Origin of the sequence: Paenibacillus sp. y28, assembly GCF_037137075.1 — a bacterium.
In the GTDB taxonomy this organism is placed as follows: Bacteria; Bacillota; Bacilli; order Paenibacillales; family NBRC-103111; genus JBBBNV01.
The window spans coordinates 42,889-66,377 of the sequence record NZ_JBBBNV010000003.1 but is presented as its reverse complement, the minus strand read 5'-3'; the positions used below and the strand labels follow the sequence as shown (position 1 = coordinate 66,377).

Below are 23,489 nucleotides of genomic sequence, written 5' to 3'. Positions count from 1 at the left end.
TCCTTTCGAAATTATTCCCGAATCGTCTGCTTCATTGCTTCCGTTATACCTTCCGCCAGCATAAGTGCCAGCGCGTCTGCAATCCGTTCGGACAAGCCCTCGGTCGCATCCAGATCGACTCCCCAGAACGGCTCATGAGCCAGGACTTGCTTCGCAACGCGGCGCAATGCGGCAGGACTGTTGTCGCAGTCCGACCAAATTTCCCGAAACCGTTCCAGATGCGGCGCATCATCCTGAATTTTATAGCTGCCGCCGTTTCGTTCTCCGTAATGAACTCCATTCTCAAACCGGGCTTCACGATAAAATAAAATGAGTGCCGCCAGCGAGAAGCAGAGGATCGGCGGGAGATTGCCGGTCCGCTGCTTGTATTCCAGCAGGGAGGGCAGAACCCGTGTTTTGAATTTCGAGACCGAGTTTAACGCAATGCTGAGCAGATGATGATGAATGAACGGATTGGCAAAGCGTTCAATAACCGCATTCGCATAGGACTCCAGCTCGTCTCTCGGCAGATCCAGCGTCGGGATAATTTCCTCGAATAGCCCTTTATTCATAAAGGCCGAGATGCATTTATCATCCATGCATTCCTTGACGGTGTCTTTGCCTGCCAGGTAAGCTGCAAGCACTGTCATCGTATGCGCGCCGTTCAGTATCCGCACTTTGCGGGTCCGGTAAGGGGTCATGTTATCGGTCCAGATGACATTCAGTCCGGCCTGGGTCAACGGGAATTCCTCGGCAAGCCGGGTGTCGCCTTCAATGACCCAGAGATGGAACGGCTCCGCGGTATTAAACAAATGGTCGACATACCCGAAACGGGCGGTCAGCTGCTTCATCTCCTCTTTGGGGTAGCCGGTCACAATACGATCGACGAGCGTGTTCAGGAAATGGTTATGATCCAGCCATGCAATGAAATCCTCGCCAAGCCCCCACTGGTTGGCATAGCGGACAATGATTTGCTTCAGCTGTTCCCCGTTGCGTTCGATGAGCTCGCAGGGAAGAATAATGAATGCTTTGGCAGGGTCTCCCTGAAAAGCCTTGAAGCGTTTATGGAGAAATACGGTCAGCTTGCCCGGAAACGAAGCAGGAGGCGCATCATAGTATTGATTTTTGGGATCATAGGCAATGCCCGATTCCGTGGTATTGGATACAATAATGCGCAGGTCCGGGTTTAATGCGCAGTGAAGAAACGCTTTATAATCGTGATATGGATTGATGGCACGGCGGATGGAAGTAATCAAATCGGCTTCATCCACCATTTTGCCCTGCAGCATCCCCCGCAGCAGCAGGGTGTACATTCCGCTCTGCGCATTGATTTGATCGGACAGGCCCTCGGCAATCGGCTGAATAACTACAGCCTGGCCGTCATACAGGCCCTGCTGATTCATGCGGTGAATCATCCAATCCACAAACCCCCGCAAGAAATTCCCTTCTCCGAACTGTAATACCCGTTCCGGATGCTTGGCGCCCGGCTTTTGTTTCATGATCATCATGTGCATCCTCCGTTTCTATGCTGATTAGACATACAGGAACTTCCAAGAACCTTTGACAATTCCTATTGTTGCATGATTCATTGCCAGCGCATGTGAGATTAGTCACAAAGCTGAAGGAATATGAGACGATGAAGAAAACAGCTTTTGTCATGTGATTAATTTCACATACTTACAGGTTTTATCGCGATATACTGTGGGTATCAACAACAACGTTTGAATTTTACTCATTCACGGAGGGATAAATCATGAGACAGCCTGCCACTTATCACCCCTTGTATACGCCTGTTGTGTATCCATTGTACCAGCTGAATGAATGGGTTCAGCGGCTTGAGGAGGAGCATATGCTTCTGAAGGAGCGCCTCGAGGAGCTTCATGTCCGGGCTCAGGCCGTCGGCCTTGACGAGAAGGTCGTGAACTGGGCGGGAGCGCTGCGCGACTTGAAGCAAAGGGCCGCGGCCTTCCGGACGGATTTGGATCAGCACCTGAAATGGGAGGAGGCGCAGCTGTTTCCTCTGATCTCGTGGTATTTTGATGAGGAGCTGGCCCAGTTTACATTAATGAAGCAAGAGCATGAGCTGGCTGAGCAGTTTTTCGACGCTTACTTTGAGCCGGTGGAACGGATTACGAGGCCCGTCAGCCGTCCCGAGGCCCAGGAGCTTGCTTCGTATCTGCTGCAAATGACCGCCGTGATGAGACAGCATTTTGCCCAGGAGGAAGAAATTATCGCGGCGCTGGCCGACCGTTCGAACGGCTTCGGATTTTAACGGGGGGAGAGGTGCTTCTATGGGGTTCGCAAAACCGGACCAAATTGCACTCCATACGGTTCAGGCCGGGTGCCGCAAGGCTTGGCTGCCGCTCCGTACGCAGCTCCTTCTCGGCTTCGCCGCAGGGGTGTATATCTCGCTTGGCTTTCTTCTGGCTATTCGTGTCAGCGCGGGCATGCCGCCTTCCTGGGAGGGCTTCCGGTTCTTCATCGGGGCCGCCGTTTTCCCTATCGGGCTCATTCTTTGTCTGGTGGCGGGCGGGGAGCTGCTTACGGGGAATATGATGGCGGTGCCGTTTGCCGGCTTCGCCGGACAAGTGAGCGGCCGGCAGTGGGCGGCGAATTGGACGGCGATTACTTTAAGCAATTTTGCCGGAGCCATCCTCGTCGCTTATGTATTCGGCCATCTCGGCGGCATGACAGAGCACGGGCCTTATTTGGCCCAGACGCTTGCCCTGACGCATGCCAAGCTGGAGGAGCCGTTCCTGCAGGCCTTCATTTCGGGCATCGGCTGCAATCTTCTCGTCTCCTTGGCGGTGTGGATGAGCTATGGGGCCAAGGACGGCGCCGGTCAGCTGCTTGCCATTTGGTTTCCGACGATGGCGTTTGTAGCCCTCGGCTTCCAGCACATTGTGGCGAATATGTTCCTGATTCCCGCCGCGATCTTTGCCGGGCATGCCACTTGGGGGCAGTATGCCGCCAACTTTGTTCCCGTATTCCTGGGCAACGGCGCCGGCGGCGTGCTGTTTGTAGCGGGCTTGTACCATCTGGCGTATATGCGGCCCAAGCCGGGTGCGGCCGGTACCGAGGCGGAAGCGGGCGCCGCAGATGTGGTCGACCGACCGCCGTCATGCAGCGAAACACCGCGCGCTGGGAGATGCGCGCGGTGCGGAAAGGCGGTAACGCCGGTATACCCGGTCCGCTCCCGGGAGGCCGTCCTTCCGCCCGATTCCTATATCAACTAAATAGAGTGCGAAGACGAAACGTCCCGATTGCGGCAAAGGCAGCAAGCCGCCGGACTGGCTTTGACCAGCTTCCGGCGGCTTGGGGAGGGCAAACGGGCAGTGCGGCGGGGCCGGGCGGATCATCAACAATGAAAAAAGACTAGCTCCTGAAGAACAGGCTAACAGACTGCTCATCCGGCGGGTGATGCATGTCACTGCTAACCGTCAGCTCCTATGTTGTAATGAATCTATACTTTTTGTGAAGATTCAGTGAAGGAGAGGATGAACATGCTTTCAGGAGTGATTTTGGCCGGGGGACCCAACCGGGGAATGAACGGGGAACATAAAGCATTCCTCTTATTGGACCATAGAACGTTAATTGAGCGTCAAATCGGTGAGATGAGAAGGTGCTGTAGCGAGATTATTATCGTCACTAACGATCCGGGACTGTTCCTGAGGGCGGTAGAGCGAGATATACGCATTATAACGGACTATTTTCCCGGCAAAGGACCGCTCAGCGGTATGCATGCAGGCTTAACGCTGGCCCAGAATCCGGCGGTGTGGGTGGTTAGCTGCGACATGCCGTTTATTTCCGCCGCCGCCGCCGTACTGCTGCAGAGCAAGCTGGAGCAAGGCCTGGAGGCCGTGGTTCCGTTTATTGGGCGCAGGCCGCATCCGTTCCACGGCGTGTTCGGCAAATCCGGCGCTCCATCGCTAGCGGCGCTGCTTGAGCAGGAGAAGCCGGTGCCGGAAGACTGGCTGAACAGACTGCACTGGGGCCAGGTGCCGGAGCAGACGTTTCGGGAGCATGGGATTGGCTGCCGGTTTGTCGAAGCTATCGATACACGTGAAGATTACGAGTCGCTCTCGTCCTCCTTCAATTCGCCATCGGTGAAAGCCGAGGAGCTGCGTCTGGAGCTATAGGGGCTTTTGCCGCGGCCTGCGTCAGGGAAAACCCTTAGTGCAGCATCCGTGCTGCGGGCCGAGCTATTCATGCTATTCATGCTATTCATGGGATGAAGGAGCGGGATCGCGCTGCAAGAAGCTTTTCGATGACGGCTGATTCACCGCCTGCAAGAACGATTTTTACCGTTAAATGACCGATTATACCGGTAATCCGCCGCAGAGATGAGCCGGGCCCGGCCCGTATCCGAAGACCGAAGCGCTGCCTGCCCGTGCATAGGCGACTGCTGTTATAGCGGCTGTCATTCTAGAAATGGAGGAATGTAACCATCGTCAGCACAAGCAACTGTTACAGGATGCAGGTTCTGTTATACGGGAAATAAACCTTTGTTATGTGTGATTCTTCTCACATGCTAATAAGGGTTTTTTCCTGTGAAAATCAGGAGATCTCCTGATACTCATGCGCCTTCGAATTTCATACAATAAAACCAGGAAGAAGCACGAAAGGGGCTGGCTGAGATGGCGGCGGTGCACAGTCAAATGAACGGAATTCTTGATTTTATATCGAAGGAAAACTTTGAACGGCTGAAAAGCATCATGTATATCAAGGAAGTCAAGAAAGGAAGTTACTTGTTCTGGGAAGGGGACCTTGCCCAGAAGCTGTATTTCGTCATCTCGGGACGCGTCAGAATTTTGAAAAGCTCGGATACCGGCCGGGATTTGACCATGTACCTGCATCAAAGCGGGGATTTGTTCGGACAAGTGGACCCGTTCCAGGATTCGGTTCATTCCTTCAGCGCGGAGGCTATGGAGGATTCGGAAATCGGGATCATTCAAAGAAAGGATTTGGAGGTGCTGCTGTGGCAGCATGGCGACCTGGCCATTGAATTCATGAAATGGATGGGCCTGATGCACCGCTTGACGCAGACCAAATTCCGGGATTTGATGATGTTCGGCAAGATGGGGGCGCTCTGCTCGCTGCTCATCCGGCTGAGCAATTCTTACGGCACCGCAAGAGAGAAGGAAATCTTCATTGATTTAAAGCTGAGCAATACGGAAATGGCCGATATGATCGGATCGACGAGGGAGAGCGTGAACCGGATGCTGAGCGATTTGCGCAAGGAGAATGTCGTGGAATATCAGGATGGGCATATTCTCATCCGGGATTTGGACTATTTGCGCAATGTGTGTCAATGCGAGAACTGCCCGCGCGAGCTGTGCAGAATGTAGATTACGGCCGGCTGAACTCAGCCGGTTTTTCGTATGCGGTTATCATGCATGATTGAACAAAAGCAAGGTGTGAGAAAAAATACAGCCTGCGCGGCGCGGACTGCGGTATGGTAGAGGAGAAGACAGAGCAGTCCAGCCGCGGCGCAGTCAGACAGGCATCCCGGAATGTGCTGGCGAGAAAGGGGAGAGCTACGGCACACAGGCGTCTGCTTCATGCAGCCGGCAGGACCATGCGTCAGCATATGCGGCATGGCAGCCCGCAAGCGGAACGAAACCGATTTCCGCAGGCCTTCGTTCTCAACCGGGAACAGAATGGCCGGATTTTGCGGGGAGAAATGTGAATTATATCACAAGGAGGCTTGAACAATGATTCTTTCCAGATTCGATCTTTCTAATAAAGTTGCTATTGTAACCGGGGCCAGCACGGGATTGGGACAGGGAATGGCGCTCGGCCTGGCTGAAGCCGGGGCGGATATTGTCGGGGTCGATTATGTAGCGATGCCGGAAACCGAGCTGCAGGTCAGCGCGCGAGGCCGGAAATTTCTCGGAATTCAGGCCGATCTGATGCGCCTTGACCCCATTCAAGGCATTATAGATCAAACGGTCGAGGCCTTCGGGAAGGTGGATATACTGGTGAACAACGCCGGAATCATCCGCAGAGCCGACGCGATTGAATTTACCGAGAAGGACTGGGACGATGTGATGAACATCAACGTCAAAACCGTTTTCTTCTTCGGTCAGGCGGCGGCCAGGCAATTCATCAAGCAGGGGACCGGCGGCAAAATTATTAATATTGCGTCCATGCTGTCCTTTCAGGGCGGCATCCGGGTTCCCTCCTATACAGCCAGCAAAAGCGGCGTCATGGGCATTACCCGGCTGATGGCCAATGAATGGGCGAAGCATGATATTCATGTGAATGCGATTGCCCCGGGGTATATGGCGACCCATAATACCGCGCCGATCCGGGCGGACGAGGATCGCAGCAAGGCGATACTGGACCGGATTCCGGCTGAGCGCTGGGGGCTTCCGGGAGACCTGGCCGGTCCTGTCGTTTTCCTGGCGTCATCAGCTTCCAGCTATGTCAACGGCCATACGCTGGCGGTTGACGGAGGCTGGCTGGCGCGTTAACGCTGCCCCTGCATCGCAGCGGGACGTTTACCGCTTAATGCCGCTGAGCCGCTGCCACCGCCGCTTCGTACCCCAACACGTGCGAATTCCAAGCGCGCGTCTCGGCACGGAGCAGCGGTCTGTCGAACCCGGCGGCGAAGCTTGTCTACTGCATTATTTTCTCCGCTGAAAATACGGGTTCGCCTCTTTCCGGAAAGCCGCCGGGGAGAGGCTATATTTATGCCGGAAAACCCGGTGAAAATACGAATACGTCCCAAAGCCGCACGTCTCGGCGATTTGCTCCAGCGTCATCGTGCTGTACTTCATCCGTTCCACGGCGGCGGCCAGACGAATCTCTAGGGCATGCTGCATGATGGTGACCCCGAAGCAGGCTTTAAACAGGTGAACCGCGCGGGACACGCTCAAGCCGACATGCCCGGCGACATCCTCGATTTTGAACGGCCGGCCGGCGTGCTCCTGGATGTAATTTTTCATGCGGAGCCCGAGAAAAGCTTTTCCTTGGCCCCGGCTTGCCTCCGGTACCCGCAGCGCCCGGTCTACGGTCAGGCAGAAGGCATGCAGCAGGTAGCCCGTCAGCTCCGTGTTTTCCTCCTGTGCCCGCCGTTTCTCCAGGATCATCTGCCGCCATAGGCCGATAAGCCGGTCATCCGGGTCAATACGCGCCAGCTGCGGCTTCGGGGAGGACGCCCACCACCGGTCCAGCCAGCCTCCCTCGGCAAACAGGAAGTAATCCCCGCTCTGAATATCGCCGCCGTTCTCGGCAGCATCGTGCTCCTCTCCGATTCGCAGCTCATAATAGTCTCCCGGCCGGTACAGAAGGAGATCTCCTGCTTCAAGCGGCGTCCATTCGTTGTACACGGTCGCTTGGGCGCGGCCTTCGGTTTGCAGCCGGAACAGGTAGGAGGTGATGCCGTTTTTGTACCCCGTATAATATTTGTCGTTATGAAACGAATAGCCGCACATTAACACTTCGCTTCGTGGCACCTGACAGCAGTCCTCCAATCCCAATCAAATAGTACAGGTACAGTTAGATTTGTTATGTTCATTTTATCGGATTTGGGTTTAAATTGAAATCAGATTGGCTAACGATGAGTATGGAGGTGTCCGCATGGCAAGAAACGTGGGAATCGGGTTGCAGCTGTACACGCTGCGCCAGGAAACAGCGCAGGATTTCAAAGCGACGCTGGCCAAGGTGGCCGCGCTTGGGTATGAGGGAGTTGAGTTCGCGGGCTATGGCGGGCTAAATGCGGGCGAGCTGAAGGAGCTGCTGGATGAGCTGGGGCTTCAGGCCATCGGCAGCCATGTGAGTCTGAAGGCGCTTCGCGAGGATTTGGACGGTCAAATCGAGTATCTGAAAACGATTGGCGGCAAAGTGTTAATCTGCCCCTATGTGGCAGAGGAGGAGCGCCGGCATGAGGCGGATTGGAAAGCGCTGTACGCCTTCCTTGAACAGACCGGTCACACGGTGCGGGAGCGGGGGCTGGCGTTTGCCTACCATAACCATGCGTTTGAGTTTGAGGCCGAGGTGGATGGACAATTTGCCTTTGATGCCATGTACACGTATACAACCCCGGCTGCGGTGCAGGTGGAGCTGGACGTGTGCTGGGTTCAGTATGCCGGGCAGGACCCGCTGGCCTATATACGCCGTTATGCCGGACGTCTGCCGTTATTGCACCTGAAGGATTATCTGCCTCAAGCGCAGGCCGGCCTGGATACGGTTGAGCTGGGCCGCGGCATAGTGGACCTGCAGGCGGTAGCCGAGGCAGCGGTCGAAGCCGGCGTGGAGTGGCTTATCGTGGAGCAGGACAACTGCCCGCGGCCGCCGCTGGACAGCGTGGCGGAAAGCATGGCCTGGCTGCGTGCGAAGGGCTGGAAATAGCGCATTCGCCTACGTAAATTGCCAAGATAAGGAGCGAACGATCATGTCCAAAATAAAAGTGGCTGTTATCGGCTGCGGTTCCATCTCGAAGCACCGCCATATTCCGGAGTATGCCGCCATTCCCGAGGTCGAGCTGGTGGCCTTCTGCGATATCCGGCTGGAACGGGCTCAGGCTTACGCCGGGCAGTACGGCGCCCGTGCTTACTCTAGCTATGAGGAGCTGCTGGCGAAGGAGCAGCTTGATGCGGTGAGCGTATGCACTCCGAATGCACTGCACGCTCCGGTGGCGATAGCGGCTGCTAATGCAGGTGTCCATGTGCTTGTTGAGAAGCCGATGGCCACCACGTCCGACGAGGCGGAAGCGATGATTGAAGCCGCCCGCCGCAATAACGTAGTTCTGATGATTGGACACAACCAGCGCCTGATGCCGCCTCATGTGAAGGCAAAAGAAATTTTGCAGTCCGGGGTGCTGGGCAAGGTGCTGTCCTTCCGCACCTCCTTCGGCCATCCGGGACCGGAGGGCTGGAGCATCGACGGGCGGGACAGCTGGTTTTTCAGGAAAGCGGACGCGGCGATGGGGGCGATGGGGGATCTGGGCGTGCACAAGTCGGACCTTATTCGCTGGCTGCTGGCCGATGAGGTTGCACAGGTCTCAGCCTTTGTCGGCACGGTGGACAAGAAAGACACCGACGTGGACGACAACGCCATTTGCGTGCTGCGTATGAGAAGCGGGGCCATTGGATCGCTTGTGGCCAGCTGGACCTATTACAAGGGCGAAGACAACAGCACGGTGCTTTGGTGCGAGAACGGGGTTATGAAAATCGGGACGCATCCCGAGGATCAGGTCATTGTGGAGCTGACCAACGGCACGGTGGAGCGTTACAAGGTTGGCGCAATCGCGACCAACACCGAGCAGACCTCCAGCGGAGTTATCGATGCCTTCGTTAGCAGTATGTTGACACAAACCCCGCCGTCGATTTCGGGCGAGGAAGGGCTTCGCTCGCTTCAGGTGATTCTGGCCGCCTTTGAAGCCCAAGCGGAAGGCCGGGTTATCAGCCTTTCATAGCGGTCGGCTGTGACGAAGGAAGGGCGGATAACGGCAGCAGGAGCGACTGCTGTTGCTGCAAGGCCCTGCCAACAGGTTCCATTCCTGCAGCAGCTTGCTGTCAGGAGCACGAATGGCTTCACAAGGACCGGTCCGCTTTCATAGCGGGCCGGTCTTCTTTTTTATCCCGCCCGCACATACATTGTACAAAGGACATAGACGAGGCCGCCCGGTAAGGAGGCGGACCTGCACCAGCAGCTGAAGCCGGATGCCGGGGCGTGGAGGGATGCGGGTGTTATTCAAAAAGGGTTGGCGAAGCCGGAAGCCGCGCCGCAGCCGTAAAAAAAGGCTTTGGCTGCTGCTGGGGCTGGTGGCGGCGCTGTTTTTGATTCAGAGCTTTATTTTTGTCGAGCATAACATGAAGGGGCCGCTGATGCATTTGGCCAAGGTGCGCGTGAAGCAAATGGCCACCCAGGCGATAAACCTGGCGATTACAGAACGCATTTCCCAGAGCTCCAATGTAGGCAAGCTTATTGAATGGAAAATGGACAGCTCGGGTAAAATTAACGGCTTCATGCTCAATTATGCGGAGCATATGAAAATTACCTCCGATACGATCAATGTCGTTCAGCAGACGCTGAACCAGGTGGGCGAGGTGCCGGAGCATATTCCGCTCGGCCAAGTATTCGGGAGCGCGATTATCGGCTCCTTCGGCCCCAAGGTTCCGGTGCAGCTGGTGCCGGCGGGGGCGGTGAAGGTGGATTTGGCTACACGCCAGTCCAATGCGGGAATTAATATGATTCTGGTTGAGGTGTATATCCGCATTTTGGCGGAGGTGTCGATTATTATTCCGTTCGATGCCGAGGGGGAGCTGGTGGAGACGGAAATTCCGATTTCGTATGTGCTTGTGGTAGGTGATGTACCGACCTATTATATGGACAATAAGGGCAATCCGGTCGGAGGCTCGCCGGCTTTGCCGCCGGGAATCTCGATCCCGGCTCTGTCTGGCGGGACCGCGGGTGCAGCCGGAAGCAGCGGGAGCGCTGGAAGCACGGACTCGAGGGCCGGATCAGGAGCGGGGAATGGAACCGGCGCCGGAGCGGGCAGCGGCAGTCTGCCTCATGCGCCTCCGGGATCGGGGAGCGGCCAGCCGCCGGCAAGCTTATCGCATGAATTGTCTCCTTGAAAGGGGAAAATCGCTCGGGGCTTAAGCCGGAAATTTGGTGGCTCCATGGGCAAAATAAAGCCTGCGAAGCTGCCGCGTTATGGGCAGCTTCGCAGGCTTTGGCACCTGTGATACAGCGGATAAGCAAGGACTGGCGGATTTAATTTCAGCCGGGTAACTGACTTATTTTACAGACTTGCGGCGCATTTCCTCGCGCTCCCATTTCTTCAAGCTTGGAAAAGGATCGAAGGACCAGTCCATATGACCGTTGTCCCGGTACATGCCGTAGTGCAGATGCGGCGGGAATTTGCCGCTGGTGCCCGGCTTGCCGTAGCCGGAGCTGCCGACCCAGCCGATAACTTGTCCCGGCTTGACAAGGTCGCCCTGCTGCAGCGGCTTGCTGAAGCCGGACAAATGGGCATAGTAGTGGTAGACGTTGGTAATATCCCGTATGCCGATACGCCAGCCGCCGTAATTGTTCCAGCCCATAATTTCGACCATTCCGTAGCAGGCGCTGCGGACAGGCACACCGTGGCCGGCAAAAATATCCGTTCCCTCATGTATGCGGTATCCGCCCCAGCCGCGGGCTGCCCCCCAAGTGCTCCGGTACGAATAATTTGTATTTAGCGGAAGCGGGAAGGCGTGCTCGGATAAATCAAGCGTCCCGAAAGCCTCATACATGCGGGCGAACTGGCCGATTCGCTCTACGCTGCGCGTATTTTGGTAATACTCCCACAAGGCGATGCGGAAATCGTCATCCGGACTTCCGTGCTGGAGCAAGTAGGTGGCCATGGCGGACAGCAGATCCAAATCGTTGTTCCGGTCTGCCAGTCCATCGCCGGAGCCGTCCCGGCCGAGCCCTTCAAAAAACTGAATGGAAGACGGATTCGTGTCCTCGTGATCCGGATTGAGCATGCCTACCCATTGCAGCTCGGGAATATAGATCCCTATCATCCCGGCCCTTGCGGGCCGCTTCTTGGGCTGGGCTGCGTTTAGCGTGCGCTCGTATTGGTCAACGGCGGCCAGCAGAGTCCAGGGGATTCCGGTGACACTGCTGATCTCGTCGAACAGGCTTTTTCGCGCAGCCAATTGCTCCTTCGCGTTTGAAGGCTGTGTCACGCCTGAACCGGACAACGTCCCGGGTCCGGTCTCCTGAATGCCTAAGGCGACCTCAGCTCCGGGATCGTCCGGCCCATCATTCAGGCTTTCTTCTGGTAAAGCAAGCTGATTTTGTCCCGAAAGCAGGTCAGTAGTCCCTTCAGGCAGGGCCTTGGCCGTTTGGCTGAACCGGGAGACCGTATAGCCGTGACCGATCTTGAAGGAAGCCAGCCCGGGATAATCGGCTAATCGATGCTGCAGCGGCGCGGCGGCTGCCAGGCGGCCGTCCAGCCCACGGGAGACATTTTGTACAGGTATGTGCGCTTGCGCCTTGGTGAGCTGGGCGGGAGACATTAAAGCTGTACCTGCTGCCGCAGCGACGACCAGACAACGTACTTTGAAAGGAAGCAACGCCATCACATTTCCTCCTTGGATGCCGCTTTTTGTTAGCTTGTTCAGGAGAATGTAATTTCATGTATGCTCCCGGATTGCAAAAGTGTTATCTCACGTTTGCTTTCCGCATGCGGCGCGGCAGTGCTTCGGAGTCAATCACAGGGCAGTCCGCGATGTATTTTTGTAATAATTTTGATATGATTGCGAAAAAGAAGTGTATTTGAAAAAGGCGTTCTGCTCCGGCGAATGGGGCAGGTGCCGAATTGATTGAATTTATACAGGGAAGAGGAGAGGGAAACATGAGCTTCAATCACTGGGATGAGCATATCGATGACGCGATGCTGCTGCTGCAGGCGAATCTGGATGACATGAATCCGGAGCTGTGCGGATATGTGGGAGAGCTGTTATTTGAGGCGGGGGCCAACGATGTTTATTGGGTTCCGATTATTATGAAAAAAGGCCGTCCCGGCCTAATGCTGAATGTGCTGCTGGATGAAGGGAAGCTGGAGGCGGTCGAAGAGGTCGTGTTCCGGGAGACAACCACGCTCGGTGTACGCTACATGCGGGCCTCCTGCCACCGGCTCGGCCGTGAATTCGTCAAGGTTGCCACGCCTTGGGGAGCTATTTCCGTCAAGGCCGGCTACCACCGGGGACAGCTCGTACAATTCGCGCCCGAATTCAAGGAATGCGAGCAGGCGGCCCGGGTACAGGGAGTACCGCTCAAGCATGTGTATGATGAAGTCCGAAGACGTTTTATGGAGCGGGAGACGAAGTAATACTTGTTTATGTGGAGATGAGGGCCGCATGCAGGGCTTATTCTGATGTTTCTTTTTCTTCAAAAGCCCGGGATGTAGCGCGAATGCCGGCCAAGTAAGTGTCCAGCATCAGCCGCAGGCTTTCATGCAAATCCAGCGGCAGGCCGAAGCCGCCTTTTTGCTCCAGTGAAGTGAAGCCGTGCAGCAGGCTGCGCAGTCCACGGATCGTATGCAAAGCGGAGTCGGTATCCAGCCCATACGCTTGCAGCGCACGCACAAGCAGCTCCAGCAGCTCCGCGCCTGCCTCCTGGACCTCCGGATCGCGCGGATCGGGCGCGCGGAGCGTAGCATCATACAAGCCCGGATGCCGGAGAGCAAAAGCGAAATAAGCCTCGCCGACAGCATGAACGGCTTCGTCTCCGGAATGGCCGACGGCGGCATGCTGAATGGCGGCGGTCAGCCGCTGAATTGAGTAAATGGCCAGCTTCTTGCGCAGGCCGTTCAGCCCGTTGATATGGTTATAAAGGGAAGGGGGGCGAATGGCCAGCTTGTGGGCAAGTGAAGCCAAGGTTACTTCATCTAAGCCGTGAGAATCGGCCAGTTCGGCGGCCGCTTGTAAAATTGAAGGTAAATCAAGGCCTACGCGGGGCATGAGTGCCAGCTCCTTTTGTTACGATTAGGGTAGAAAAATATCGGGCCGTTATCTCGGCTGCAGGGCCAGACGCTGCTCTGCGGCGGCAATAGCCTGTATCATCCAAGGGGCTGGACTGGCCAGTAATCGGCCATGGCCGATTGCCAGCAGCGAGGGGGCAAGCGCCAGCAGCTTGCGCGCGCTATCCAGCGCTAGCGCCTTGTTCCAGGTCGCCCAGGCGGGAAAGGGGAACCAGGGACGCAGCTGTCCGCTGACTGCGATTCCGCCTCTAGTTTGAAACGCATCCCCGGCGATAAGCGCGCCGTTCCGGGTATCCAGAAAGGCCATGGACCCCGGCGTGTGACCGGGCGCCGCGATAGCCTGCAGGGATCCAAGCTGTTCCCCGTCGTGAAGCAGCACGTCCGGGCGTGTTTTAACGTGCTTCGGCACACCGCCGCGGATTGGCATTTGCGGTTCGCTCGGCATAAGCCCGCGATCTCCCGCCAGCAGCCGGGCATCCCGTTTAGAAATATAAACCGCCGCATCCGGAAGCGCCTGCTTCAAGGCATCAAGCGCCCCGACATGGTCATCATGGGCATGTGTGAGCACGATGCGAGTGATTGGCTTGCCGATACGATCCGCAGCCGCTATAATACCTGGGGCACTGAAGGGCAGGGCGGCGTCGATCAGAGTCAAGCTGTTCTCCTCCTCAACGAAGTAACAATTCACGGGAAACACCCGGGGGAAAAACGTAATCTGATGTACTGTCAACTCCTGAACAACCCTCATTATAAACTGCCTCCCTTAAACTAATAACATTAGTTTTATAATAACTAATGTTATTAGTTTACTCAAGCCTTTTTTGTGCACCAAAACAGCATTCGATTGCTCAGCCGCGCAGCTGCGCTTTTGAACTCGAACACTGTTTTGTATTCATTGCTGGACTATAGTATATTGTTCCGGAATTCATGAACTGCGCTTCGACGCGACTTGCAGCTTACTTCCTGTTCTTATCGCGGTCCGGACGTGGTGCTGCTTCAGGTTGGATCTGCTAGAGTCGTGCGGGGAAGGGCCGCTATATACAGATGAGCGCTTGGTGTGAGAACCATGAGCCGGAGGCGGGGTTTGGCGTTCGAGCTTTACCCTGCCTTCCTGCAGGTTGTCACCGGACAATTGTTAAAATTTCGCTTGAACGGTTTGCTCAACCTGCTTGAGCATTTCTTTGCGGGCGGCATCGTCCACATACGGCACACTGCCGAACAGCAAATGCTCGACCGGTTCAATCCCCGTGAACTCGAAAATCCCGGTGTCGGTTGTAATTTTCAAGCCGGCGGTCATGCCGATTTGGTCATAAATCTCCTTGGGCGTGCCGTGGGTATTAATCATCAAGCCTTTTTTGCCTGTCAGCAGCTTGACAATTCCTTCATCGCTGGAAGCATAGGCGAACCCGTAAGAGAATACCCGGTCTACGTAGCCTTTCAGAATCGCCGGCATGCCGGTCCACCAAATCGGATAAATGAATGTAATGACATCTGCTTTGGATATTAAATCCTGCTCCGCTTGTATGTCGGCCGGTGTTTGTCCCGCCCTCATAGCTGCTGTATCCTCCGCTTTCAGCACAGGCTGGAAATTCAGCGCGTACAAATCGCGAACATTGACTTCGTGCCCTTTGGCCTTTAAGGCATTTACCGTTGTTTCCAAAATTGCATGGTTAAAGCTGTCCGCGTGCGGATGGGCATAAACGACAAGATGATTCATCATAGTTCCTCCTCATTCCCTTATTAAATTTACCCGGCGGGACGGTTAGAGTTGCCCGTCAATCGATGATTCACAGGCATTCAAGCCGCGGACAAAGTCTAAGGGATCATGGTTGATTTAAGTTAAATCATTTCCTGTATCACAGGAAACGATGCGAAACCGGGAGTATTATTTCATAGATGCATAGATGTATAGATGTATAGATGTCTATGGATATGGGTAAAAAAATTTAAAACCGGCTGTAAATTTGCTGCAGCATGTTTTCCAGCTGCTCTTTCTGTTGTTCCGTCAGACTGCCGTAAATGATTTCATTTAATTGCGCCGAGATGTCCCGGAAGTAAGGCTCCAGCTCGTGTCCCTTCCCGGTCAGCTGAATTAATGTGACCCGGCTGTCCTCACTGCTCTTGACCCGCTTGACGTAGCCCAGCTTTTCCAGCTTGTCGACCAATACGGTTACGGTCGGCTGTGTACGGTGAATTTTCTCAGCCAGCTTCTTGATTGAAAGCCCGTCATCCCGGTATAAGAACATGAGAATATCGCCATGTGAAGGCACGATGCCTTCGACGCCGCGCTTTTCCAGCTCGGTGACAATCATTTTGTTAAAGGCGTCCCGGATTTTTGCAATAAGTGAAGCTGCATTGTAATTTGGCATAAGTTCATTATATATAGATGTCTATGTATTTTCAAGGGAAATTTTTTGTATTTAAATGCGAATAAGCGAGTTAGGCGAGATAACTAAAATATAAGAAGGGAGGTGACCGCTATTGCTGCTTCACTTCATACTGCCCTTCGGCTATGTTTCCCAGGTATTGCCGGAGCTGGCGGCCCTATTTATGGTAACGGACCAGTACAAGAAGCGGAAAAGACGGTTTCCACAAAAAACAGGCACCCCTGCTTGCAAGCGAGGAAATGCCTGTTTTAATCGTTTACTTTTCGGCCTGTTTTTGTTGTTCCGCCGACTGGTCATGACTGTGAGAGCGCTCGTGGTCATGCTCGTGCGAATGCTCATGGCTGTGAGCATGCCCATGGTCATGCTCGTGCGAATGCTCATGGCTGTGAGAATGCCCATGGTCATGCTCGTGCGAATGCTCATGGCTGTGAGAATGCCCATGGTCGTGATGGTGCGAATGCTCGTGACTGTGAGAATGTCCATGGTCATGCTCGTGCGAATGCTCATGACTGTGAGAATGGCCATGGTCAAGCTCGTGCGAATGCTCATGACTGTGAGAATGTCCATGGTCGTGATGGTGCGAATGCTCGTGACTGTGAGAATGTCCATGGTCATGCTCGTGCGAATGCTCATGACTGTGAGAATGGCCATGGTCAAGCTCGTGCGAATGCTCATGACTGTGAGAATGTCCATGGTCGTGATGGTGCGAATGCTCGTGGGAATGCTCATGGCCGCTGTTCACGTGTGCATGTCCGTGGCTGTGCTCGTGTCCGCTTGACGGAGTCCGCGTATATGGAGCATACTTGCCAGCCCAAGGCGGTGCGGATTCATCCAGCGTGCCGACGACTGCGCGGAGTACATTCGGCTGCAGCGGCAAATCCCGTGTGCCTGCCCCGTAGCCGATAGCTTCCACATACATGGGAGGCAGTCCGGGACAAAATTCGTCTACGATGCCGGAGGCAATTCCTGCCCCGGTCGGTGTCGTCATTTCAACCGCATACGAGGATGGGCGAATCGGGAGGCCCTTCATCATCTCCAGTGTAGCCGGCGCCGGCACCGGGTACAGCCCGTGGTCGCACTTCACCGTGCCGGCCCCAAGCGGCACCGGAGCACAGTAAATGCGCTCGATGCCGAGCGAGTCCAGCGCAAGCGCAACGCCGATAACGTCAGCTATGGAATCGATAGCCCCAACCTCATGGAAATGCACGCGCTCCACCGGAATCCCGTGGATTTTGCCTTCAGCAATGCCGATCCGTTCAAAAATCGCCAGGCTCCATCTGGTTACCCGCTCATTAAAGCCTGCCTGCTGAATCAGCCGCACAATTTCGGAATAGTGCCGGTGCCGGTTCGGCGGGAAGGCTGGATCCGTCAGAACGTCCAGCTTCAAAGCGGAAATCCCGCGTTTGTTGGCTGTGCTCCATTCCAAGTGGAACGGCTCGATCTCAATCCGTTTCAGCTCCGCTTCAATATAACGGCGATCCGCGCCGGCATCGACCAGCGCTGCAACAGTCATATCGCCGCTGAGTCCCGAGAAGCAATCTAAATATAAGATACGCATAATGGTCAGGAGGCTCCTATTCTTTTGACATTTTGCGGTTTATCATGCCCGCTGTATAACCTGCTCCAAAGCCGTTATCGATGTTCACCACGGTAACGCCGGTTGCGCAGGAGTTCAGCATGGCCAGCAGGGTAGCGACACCGCCCAGATTGGCGCCATAGCCGACGCTGGTCGGTACGGCAATGACAGGGCTGGACACCAGGCCGCCTACGACACTTGCCAGAGCGCCCTCCATGCCGGCTACCACGATGACGACATTCGCTTCGCGAAGCACCGGCAGCCTCCGCAGCAGGCGGTGCAGGCCGGCCACGCCGACATCATATATTTTCTCGACACGGCTGCCCGTGCATTCCGCGACCAGGGCCGCTTCCTCCGCTACCGGCAGGTCCGAAGTGCCTGCGCATACAACGGCGATGTACCCGCCGCTCTGCTTTTTCAGCTGCGGCTGCTTGAACCATGTCAGACAGCGCGCTGTCTCGTGGTACACGAGCCCTTGAGCGATCGCCATCACCGCCTGAGCTTTGGCTGGTTCAATGCGGGTAGCGAGCACACGGTCGGTATGCTGCATCAGCCGCTGCATAATCGAAGCGATTTGCTCGGGCGTTTTGCCTTCCCCGTAGATGACCTCCGGGAAGCCTGTCCGCTTCTCCCGGTTCAAATCAAGCTGAGCGAAGCCAAGATCGTCCACATTGTCCGTCTCCGCGCCGCTCAAGCCAATGGTCTGGCTAATATTCGGGCGTGCATCCGTCTCCGGGCCGGAGTCCGTTTTGAGCGCGCCGGCTTTGGGACCGGCTCCCGGGGGGGAAGATTTTGCTGTGCCGCCGAGCTGCAGCATGGCTTCCTCAATGCTGAGCTCGCCTGCCTGTACCAGCTTTAAAACACGTTCCAAATCCATCACGTTCCTGTCTCCTCCTGTCGGCCTCCATTGCTGTAAAGCTTACGTACCATCCCGCAAGCCTCTGTTATTTGAACCAGCATCAGCTTCTTATTTCCTGTGTAAACAGGGTAGAATCCGCTTGTATAATAGGCGGGGAAGCCGTTCATCCGGCTGCCATATCCACCGATTTCATCATAGCAAAAAACGGCGCAAATGTGGAATGTTTCTGCATTCATGGTATAATAACGATCAAATGCCGCCTAATTTGCGGCTTCGCCGTAAAGCTTGGCAGAGGTGGAGGATACGGATATGGCGATGAGAAAGAAAGAACTGCTCCGCAAGCCCGACTGGCTAAAAATCAACCTGGCCACGGGCGAGGAATTTGAAAACATAAAAGAATTGAAATCCATGATGCGTTCCAACACACTGCATACGGTGTGTGAGGAAGCCAAATGTCCGAACCTGCACGAGTGCTGGGCGAACCGTACAGCCACATTCATGATTCTGGGGGATACGTGCACGAGGGCATGCCGCTTTTGCGCTGTGAATACCGGAATGCCGACAGAGCTGGATCGCGCTGAGCCGGAACGGGTGGCCGAGGCCGCCGAGCAGATGGGACTGCGCCACTGCGTCGTGACCTCCGTTGCGCGCGACGACCTCAACGACGGGGGGGCTCTTATTTTTGCAGAGACGATTCATGCGCTTCGTCGCCGGCTTCCGTTCTGCGGGGTTGAGGTGCTGATTCCCGACTTCCTCGGCAACGATTTATCGCTGCAGACGGTGCTGGACGCCAAGCCGGATATTTTGAACCATAATATTGAAACGGTTGAACGTCTTTCGGACCGCGTCCGCTCCAAGGCCAAATATGACCGCACCTTGCGGCTGCTGGCCCGTTCCAAGGAGCTGGCTCCGGAAATCAAGACCAAATCCAGCATTATGATTGGTGTCGGCGAGGATATCGAAGATATACTGAAAACGATGGACGACCTGCGTGCGGTGGACTGCAACATTATGACGATCGGCCAGTATTTGCAGCCGACCCGCCAGCATCTGGAAGTCAAAAAATATTACACCCCGGAAGAGTTCGCCATGCTGAAGGAAGAAGGCATGAAGCGCGGCTTCAGCCACGTCGAATCCGGCGGGCTGGTGCGGAGCTCCTATCACGCTCATGAGCAGGTGCAATCGGCTACGGCAGCGCTGTAAGAGTAGGGCGGACCGTGCGCCTAGCAGCGAAAATGAGGGAACGAAACGAAAGCGATGCTTCGCGGCTGCTTTTCATCCGGCGCAATAACGGGTTCGTCTGCCCGGAGAAGGAGGCGAATACGCTGTACGGCAAGCGCGGATTACTTAAGGCTCATGCCAAAAACGGGGCAGTACGGGAGGGTTATCCGAGTTGATTCATCTTGGCGGAAGAGTGTACACACTCGTTAAAGAAAACCGCAACGGCTACAACTTTGAAGCGCTGCGCGACCGTTACAGCGATGTGCTGGAGCGGTATGATTATATCGTCGGCGATTGGGGTTACAGCCAGCTGCGGCTAAAAGGTTTTTTCAAGGAAGGCAGCAAGCATGTGAGCAAGGAATCCAGCATTGCCAGCCTGCATGATTATTTGAATGAATATTGCAATTTCGGCTGCGCGTACTTCGTGATTGAGAAGACGGCGCAAAAAAGCAGCCTTCAACCCGCCAGGCTGCCTCATGACGATGAATCCGCTTCCGAGAACATCTCCGGTGAGAAGGCTGTGCCGATCAGGCCGGACCAGGCAGAGCAGCCGGAACAGGCAGAGCGCAAGGCTGCGCCGGTGACGACGGATTCGTCGGCTGGAGAGGCCAGGAAGCAGGCCCAGCCGGGCAGGCAGGAGCCGGGAGAACGGCCGGAAAAGGCGGATAAGCCTTACCGTCAGGAGCGCCCGGACCGATATGACCGGAGCGGCAGGTCCGAGCGTTCGAACCGACCGGACAAGCCTGATCGTGCCGATAAGACGGAAGCGGCGCAGCCGGCTGATCGTCCGGAGCGAGGGGAACGGAAGGGCAAGCCGTTTGACCGCGACAAGCAGAACCGGCCGAATCAACGCGCCGACAAAGCGGACAGGCAGGAGCGTCCCGGCAAGGGCGATCGCCCGAGAGACCGTGACCATCGTGAGAATCGCGACAACCGCGACAACCGTGAGAACCGCGAAATTCGCGACAACCGGGAGAATCGGGAAAAAGTGAAGGTCAAGGCGGAATCCAGCACCCGTACGGAATAAGCGGAGCACAAATAAAAAGCACGCCCCGGTTTGAGCCGGGCGCGTGCTTTTTATTTGTATCTCGTAACGGTCAAGAAAGAAAAACGCAAGAAACGCAGGGAGCCATGCCTGCGGGGAACGAATCTAGCCGTCCGGATTCGTCTCGTAACCGAGGAATGCTTCCCGGACCCGTCGCCAGAACGGGAACGGCCGGTAGCGGGCAAAGCTGATTTTTTGCGTAGACACCCGGCTGCGGATGGACAAAATATCCCGGCGCTGCTCGCTGATATGATCCAGCGTCAGCAGCAGATTTTGGCCCGGGCGGGGGGTGATGTCACAGTGGTGGTGCTTGGGCAGCACCATCGAAGAGCCGAGCGTCCGGTAGACGCGGTTGTTAATGGATGCGATTTCCGCAATTTGGAGGACATCGAGCGACGGATGCAGCAGCGCCCCGCCCAGGCTTTTGTTATACGCGGTGCTGCCGATCGGTGTCGAAATACAGATGCCGTCGCCGCGGAATTTCTCAAACAGGTCATCATTGATATTGATTTGCGCCACAAGCGTGCTCTCCACACCTTTGAGCGTGAACTCGTTTAGCGCCAGATGAGTACGGGTGCCCTGGGATGTCACGATTTCCAGCTCCACCAGCGGATAGTGCACCTGCCGCATGCCGTTGTCCGGAGTGCTGCTTGCTACACATTCGATAAGCTGCTCCAGCTCAATGGCCTTCCAATCTGCAAAAAAACCGAGATGGCCGGTATGGATGCCGACAAACGAAGTCCGGTCAAGCCGGTGGACATACAGATGGAACGCCTGCAGCATCGTTCCGTCCCCGCCGATTGAGATGACAATATCCGGCTCCTCCGGATTGAGCGTCATGCCGCGTATTCCGGCCAGATGGTGGAAGGTGTGCATCATGCGGTTGGAGTCATCGTCTCCCCGGCTAACTACAACATAATTCAAAGCGGGTCCTCCTCTAAAAAATGACTGCGGCTCAGCAGGCCGGAGATGGTAGATACATGTTAACTTAGCTGTCTTATCGCAAGCAATAGCGGTTCGAATTGCGATACGCTGCCTCCATCATAATCAATAACGCATCATAAGACAATCCGACCGGCGGCAAACCATCTCATTTCTTGAAAAATAGCGGTTTCATGCAGGGCGGCGGCGTACAAACCGGCAAACGATGAAAAGCGCCGAGGCCAGCAGCAGCAGGCCGAGCAGCAAAAGGCCAAGCCCTGCGGCGAGCAGCATCCCCCACGTCCAAACCGGAAGCAGCGTGCCCGCCTCAGGCATCCAGGCCGCCTCGACCTGGCGGGAGACGGGGGCAAGCGGAGACCAGAATATGTATACCAGCGCGGCTGCCAATATGCCATGGACAAGCCGTGCGGCGGCAAACGGAGCATAACGCAGGCTGGTCCGGGTGAGCAGGCTTACAATTTGGGCGTGAACCGAGAACCCGGCCCAGGACAAAATAAAGGCGGCGATCGCGGCCTTGCCGACAAGCGGCAGTCCGGCGCCGGCCATCCCGGCGGCCTTGGCTCCGAGCGTGACCTCGAAGAAGCCGCTGCCTACCGCCGCGGACAGGGGAGCGGGCAGGCCTACGGAATGCAGCGTCCATTCGATCAGCTCATACACCAGCCGCATCATGCCTGCGGATGTGAGCAATTCCAGCACAACGGAGAAAAAAACAACCAGCCCGCCAATGACAATAATGAGGCGGAGCGAGGATTGAAGCGCATCCTGAAGCAGTACGCTGAACGTCCGTCCGTCCTCGCGGCGCGCTTTCAGCATAGCTCTGACGGCACGCTTCAGCAGGCTGCCGCCGGCCGCTGCGTTTTTGGCGGGAGCGGGTCTGCTTTCGCCGCAAGGGTACCCTCCAGCCGCAAGCTCCCGGGGCTTGCCGGATTGCCCGGCTCCGGCGGCCGGGCATGCGGCTGTGCTGTTACAGGCAGCTGATGCGGAGCGGTCATGCCCGGTCCGTTTCCCGGCCCCCGGCTGCCGCCCGCCGTGCCAGCGCAGGGCCAGCCCAAGCAGCAGGGCGGAGCCGTAGTGGGCGGCGGCCAGCACCGGAGCGAGTCCGGGATTGCCGAAGAAGCCGACAGATACGGCGCCGATGAGAAAGATCGGGTCCGAGGTTGTGGCAAAGCCGACCAGCCGCTCGCCTTCGTCGCGGTTTACCAGCCGCTGCTCCCACAGCTGGGCGGTCAGGCGGGCCGCAACAGGGTAGCCGGAAGCGAAGCCCATCGTCATCACGAAGCCGCCGATTCCCGGGACCCGGAATAGAGGCCGCATCAGCGGATCCAGCAGTGTCCCGATGAGGTGGACGACGCCGAAGCCGAGCAGCAGCTCCGAGATGACCAAAAAGGGCAGGAGGGCGGGGAACAGCACCTCCCACCAGATCGCAACGCCCCGAACCGCGGCGCTGAGGCTTTCGGAGGGGAAGGCGAGCAGCAGCACAAACAGCAGGACGATAGGGGCAATCATGCCGAGCTGAGCACCCGAACGCAGGATTCTATTCATTGCCAGGCTCCTTTGCCTTGAATTCGATCAGTCAGGACAAACTCATAGTAACTTATATGTTATGGCGGCCGGAGCCATGACTGCAGCCAAAAACATGAAAGAAAACTGGAAAATATTTTCATGAAAACGAATACAAAAAAGGGCTGGTTATTTTAAGGTTGTGTGATACAATGAAGAAAATGAACGATTGGAGTGATCATAATGATCAGTGTCATCGCTGGCCTTCTTGTATGTGCATTCGTTTTTGTGATCAGGGAGTCGCTCATGAGTTCTGCTGAAGAGGACTGGGAAAACTAATGGACTATTTGATGCCGCACGTGTAATGATGCTGTTCCCCTACATGGAGAATAGCATCATTTTTTATTATTCATGGTGAAACGCTCTTGAGAATAGCATTAATCACTGCTACATGGGGACGGTTCTGCTACCCTGGAGCCGAGGAGTTCAGCCATACA

23 protein-coding genes are annotated in these 23,489 nt (G+C 55.9%); 12 read left to right on the top strand and 11 right to left on the bottom strand.

Going from position 1 to position 23,489, the window contains the following annotated elements:
- Positions 1-11: 11 nt before the first annotated feature.
- Entirely contained in the window at positions 12-1,487 is a 1,476-nt protein-coding gene (locus WBG83_RS04865; RefSeq protein WP_336743203.1) for a tagaturonate reductase, read from the bottom strand.
- Between the two features lie 245 nt (positions 1,488-1,732).
- Here WBG83_RS04865 and WBG83_RS04860 point away from each other — a divergent pair, with 245 nt between their 5' ends.
- The 5 genes from WBG83_RS04860 (at position 1,733) to kduD (ending at position 6,455) form a co-directional block, all read left to right on the top strand.
- Entirely contained in the window at positions 1,733-2,251 is a 519-nt protein-coding gene (locus tag WBG83_RS04860; RefSeq protein WP_336743202.1) for a hemerythrin domain-containing protein, read from the top strand.
- Between the two features lie 19 nt (positions 2,252-2,270).
- Positions 2,271-3,215, top strand: coding sequence for a formate/nitrite transporter family protein (locus WBG83_RS04855; RefSeq protein WP_336743201.1), 945 nt, complete (start codon positions 2,271-2,273; stop codon positions 3,213-3,215).
- A 267-nt stretch (positions 3,216-3,482) separates the two neighbouring features.
- Positions 3,483-4,118 carry a molybdenum cofactor guanylyltransferase gene (gene mobA / locus WBG83_RS04850; RefSeq protein WP_336743200.1) on the top strand — a complete coding sequence of 212 codons (636 nt, stop codon included), beginning with the start codon at positions 3,483-3,485 and terminating at the stop codon, positions 4,116-4,118.
- 498 nt (positions 4,119-4,616) lie between these two features.
- Positions 4,617-5,327: a Crp/Fnr family transcriptional regulator gene (locus WBG83_RS04845; protein WP_336743199.1), complete on the top strand. Its 711-nt coding sequence runs from the start codon at positions 4,617-4,619 to the stop codon at positions 5,325-5,327.
- A 366-nt stretch (positions 5,328-5,693) separates the two neighbouring features.
- Complete coding sequence (gene kduD, locus WBG83_RS04840; protein WP_336743198.1) at positions 5,694-6,455, top strand: 2-dehydro-3-deoxy-D-gluconate 5-dehydrogenase KduD; 762 nt, start codon at positions 5,694-5,696, stop codon at positions 6,453-6,455.
- A 153-nt stretch (positions 6,456-6,608) separates the two neighbouring features.
- On the opposite strand, the gene WBG83_RS04835 is transcribed toward kduD, so the two are convergent.
- Positions 6,609-7,439 carry a helix-turn-helix transcriptional regulator gene (locus tag WBG83_RS04835; RefSeq protein WP_336743197.1) on the bottom strand — a complete coding sequence of 277 codons (831 nt, stop codon included), beginning with the start codon at positions 7,437-7,439 and terminating at the stop codon, positions 6,609-6,611.
- A 124-nt stretch (positions 7,440-7,563) separates the two neighbouring features.
- Here WBG83_RS04835 and WBG83_RS04830 point away from each other — a divergent pair, with 124 nt between their 5' ends.
- The 3 genes from WBG83_RS04830 (at position 7,564) to yunB (ending at position 10,565) form a co-directional block, all read left to right on the top strand.
- The gene (locus WBG83_RS04830) at positions 7,564-8,334 is read left to right on the top strand and encodes a sugar phosphate isomerase/epimerase family protein (RefSeq protein ID WP_336743196.1); all 771 of its coding nucleotides are present in this window, start codon (positions 7,564-7,566) and stop codon (positions 8,332-8,334) included.
- A gap of 43 nt (positions 8,335-8,377) precedes the next feature.
- Positions 8,378-9,400, top strand: coding sequence for a Gfo/Idh/MocA family protein (locus WBG83_RS04825; protein ID WP_336743194.1), 1,023 nt, complete (start codon positions 8,378-8,380; stop codon positions 9,398-9,400).
- A gap of 271 nt (positions 9,401-9,671) precedes the next feature.
- A complete protein-coding gene (gene yunB, locus WBG83_RS04820; RefSeq protein ID WP_336743193.1) occupies positions 9,672-10,565 on the top strand; it encodes a sporulation protein YunB in 894 nt (297 codons plus the stop codon).
- Positions 10,566-10,727: 162 nt separating this feature from the next.
- On the opposite strand, the gene WBG83_RS04815 is transcribed toward yunB, so the two are convergent.
- The gene (locus tag WBG83_RS04815) at positions 10,728-11,702 is read right to left on the bottom strand and encodes a M23 family metallopeptidase (protein WP_442955794.1); all 975 of its coding nucleotides are present in this window, start codon (positions 11,700-11,702) and stop codon (positions 10,728-10,730) included.
- A gap of 632 nt (positions 11,703-12,334) precedes the next feature.
- Here WBG83_RS04815 and larC point away from each other — a divergent pair.
- Complete coding sequence (gene larC / locus WBG83_RS04810; protein WP_336743191.1) at positions 12,335-12,811, top strand: nickel insertion protein; 477 nt, start codon at positions 12,335-12,337, stop codon at positions 12,809-12,811.
- 37 nt (positions 12,812-12,848) lie between these two features.
- Here larC and WBG83_RS04805 read toward each other — a convergent pair whose 3' ends face one another.
- From WBG83_RS04805 to larB, 6 genes are all read right to left on the bottom strand, one after another.
- The gene (locus WBG83_RS04805; protein ID WP_336743190.1) at positions 12,849-13,442 is read right to left on the bottom strand and encodes a TetR/AcrR family transcriptional regulator; all 594 of its coding nucleotides are present in this window, start codon (positions 13,440-13,442) and stop codon (positions 12,849-12,851) included.
- A 48-nt stretch (positions 13,443-13,490) separates the two neighbouring features.
- Positions 13,491-14,210 (bottom strand): MBL fold metallo-hydrolase, encoded by a 720-nt coding sequence (locus WBG83_RS04800; protein WP_336743188.1) that lies wholly within the window; start codon positions 14,208-14,210, stop codon positions 13,491-13,493.
- Positions 14,211-14,597: 387 nt separating this feature from the next.
- Positions 14,598-15,179, bottom strand: a complete 582-nt coding sequence (locus WBG83_RS04795) for an NAD(P)H-dependent oxidoreductase (RefSeq protein ID WP_336743406.1) — start codon at positions 15,177-15,179, stop codon at positions 14,598-14,600.
- 229 nt (positions 15,180-15,408) lie between these two features.
- Positions 15,409-15,831 (bottom strand): MarR family winged helix-turn-helix transcriptional regulator, encoded by a 423-nt coding sequence (locus WBG83_RS04790; protein ID WP_336743186.1) that lies wholly within the window; start codon positions 15,829-15,831, stop codon positions 15,409-15,411.
- A gap of 274 nt (positions 15,832-16,105) precedes the next feature.
- Positions 16,106-17,407 (bottom strand): LarC family nickel insertion protein, encoded by a 1,302-nt coding sequence (locus WBG83_RS04785; protein WP_336743185.1) that lies wholly within the window; start codon positions 17,405-17,407, stop codon positions 16,106-16,108.
- A 16-nt stretch (positions 17,408-17,423) separates the two neighbouring features.
- On the bottom strand, positions 17,424-18,305 hold the full coding sequence (gene larB, locus WBG83_RS04780) for a nickel pincer cofactor biosynthesis protein LarB (protein ID WP_442955791.1): 882 nt from the start codon (positions 18,303-18,305) through the stop codon (positions 17,424-17,426).
- Between the two features lie 294 nt (positions 18,306-18,599).
- Here larB and lipA point away from each other — a divergent pair, with 294 nt between their 5' ends.
- Genes lipA through WBG83_RS04765 form a run of 3 tightly spaced genes read left to right on the top strand, consistent with a single transcriptional unit; the run spans position 18,600 to position 20,532 of the window.
- Positions 18,600-19,487: a lipoyl synthase gene (gene lipA, locus WBG83_RS04775; protein WP_336743402.1), complete on the top strand. Its 888-nt coding sequence runs from the start codon at positions 18,600-18,602 to the stop codon at positions 19,485-19,487.
- Positions 19,488-19,501: 14 nt separating this feature from the next.
- On the top strand, positions 19,502-19,681 hold the full coding sequence (locus WBG83_RS04770) for a hypothetical protein (protein ID WP_336743183.1): 180 nt from the start codon (positions 19,502-19,504) through the stop codon (positions 19,679-19,681).
- The gene (locus WBG83_RS04765; RefSeq protein WP_336743181.1) at positions 19,678-20,532 is read left to right on the top strand and encodes a YutD-like domain-containing protein; all 855 of its coding nucleotides are present in this window, start codon (positions 19,678-19,680) and stop codon (positions 20,530-20,532) included. Before WBG83_RS04770 ends, WBG83_RS04765 begins: the two co-directional genes overlap by 4 nt.
- 123 nt (positions 20,533-20,655) lie before the next feature.
- Here WBG83_RS04765 and WBG83_RS04760 read toward each other — a convergent pair whose 3' ends face one another.
- Both WBG83_RS04760 and WBG83_RS04755 read right to left on the bottom strand, forming a co-directional pair.
- Complete coding sequence (locus WBG83_RS04760; protein ID WP_336743179.1) at positions 20,656-21,474, bottom strand: NAD kinase; 819 nt, start codon at positions 21,472-21,474, stop codon at positions 20,656-20,658.
- 189 nt (positions 21,475-21,663) lie between these two features.
- Positions 21,664-22,998, bottom strand: a complete 1,335-nt coding sequence (locus WBG83_RS04755) for a nucleoside recognition domain-containing protein (RefSeq protein WP_336743401.1) — start codon at positions 22,996-22,998, stop codon at positions 21,664-21,666.
- Between the last annotated feature and the right edge of the window lie 491 nt (positions 22,999-23,489).

Excerpts from the sequence above, each read along its gene's own strand:
- WBG83_RS04865 (WP_336743203.1), bottom strand. The coding sequence starts at position 1,487 with ATGATGATCATGAAACAAAAGCCGGGCGCCAAGCATCCGGAACGGGTA.
- WBG83_RS04860 (WP_336743202.1), top strand. The coding sequence starts at position 1,733 with ATGAGACAGCCTGCCACTTATCACCCCTTGTATACGCCTGTTGTGTAT.
- WBG83_RS04855 (WP_336743201.1), top strand. The coding sequence starts at position 2,271 with ATGGGGTTCGCAAAACCGGACCAAATTGCACTCCATACGGTTCAGGCC.
- mobA (WP_336743200.1), top strand. The coding sequence starts at position 3,483 with ATGCTTTCAGGAGTGATTTTGGCCGGGGGACCCAACCGGGGAATGAAC.
- WBG83_RS04845 (WP_336743199.1), top strand. The coding sequence starts at position 4,617 with ATGGCGGCGGTGCACAGTCAAATGAACGGAATTCTTGATTTTATATCG.
- kduD (WP_336743198.1), top strand. The coding sequence starts at position 5,694 with ATGATTCTTTCCAGATTCGATCTTTCTAATAAAGTTGCTATTGTAACC.
- WBG83_RS04830 (WP_336743196.1), top strand. The coding sequence starts at position 7,564 with ATGGCAAGAAACGTGGGAATCGGGTTGCAGCTGTACACGCTGCGCCAG.
- WBG83_RS04825 (WP_336743194.1), top strand. The coding sequence starts at position 8,378 with ATGTCCAAAATAAAAGTGGCTGTTATCGGCTGCGGTTCCATCTCGAAG.
- larC (WP_336743191.1), top strand. The coding sequence starts at position 12,335 with ATGAGCTTCAATCACTGGGATGAGCATATCGATGACGCGATGCTGCTG.
- WBG83_RS04805 (WP_336743190.1), bottom strand. The coding sequence starts at position 13,442 with ATGCCCCGCGTAGGCCTTGATTTACCTTCAATTTTACAAGCGGCCGCC.
- WBG83_RS04800 (WP_336743188.1), bottom strand. The coding sequence starts at position 14,210 with ATGAGGGTTGTTCAGGAGTTGACAGTACATCAGATTACGTTTTTCCCC.
- WBG83_RS04795 (WP_336743406.1), bottom strand. The coding sequence starts at position 15,179 with ATGAATCATCTTGTCGTTTATGCCCATCCGCACGCGGACAGCTTTAAC.
- WBG83_RS04790 (WP_336743186.1), bottom strand. The coding sequence starts at position 15,831 with ATGCCAAATTACAATGCAGCTTCACTTATTGCAAAAATCCGGGACGCC.
- WBG83_RS04785 (WP_336743185.1), bottom strand. The coding sequence starts at position 17,407 with ATGCGTATCTTATATTTAGATTGCTTCTCGGGACTCAGCGGCGATATG.
- lipA (WP_336743402.1), top strand. The coding sequence starts at position 18,600 with ATGAGAAAGAAAGAACTGCTCCGCAAGCCCGACTGGCTAAAAATCAAC.
- WBG83_RS04755 (WP_336743401.1), bottom strand. The coding sequence starts at position 22,998 with ATGATTGCCCCTATCGTCCTGCTGTTTGTGCTGCTGCTCGCCTTCCCC.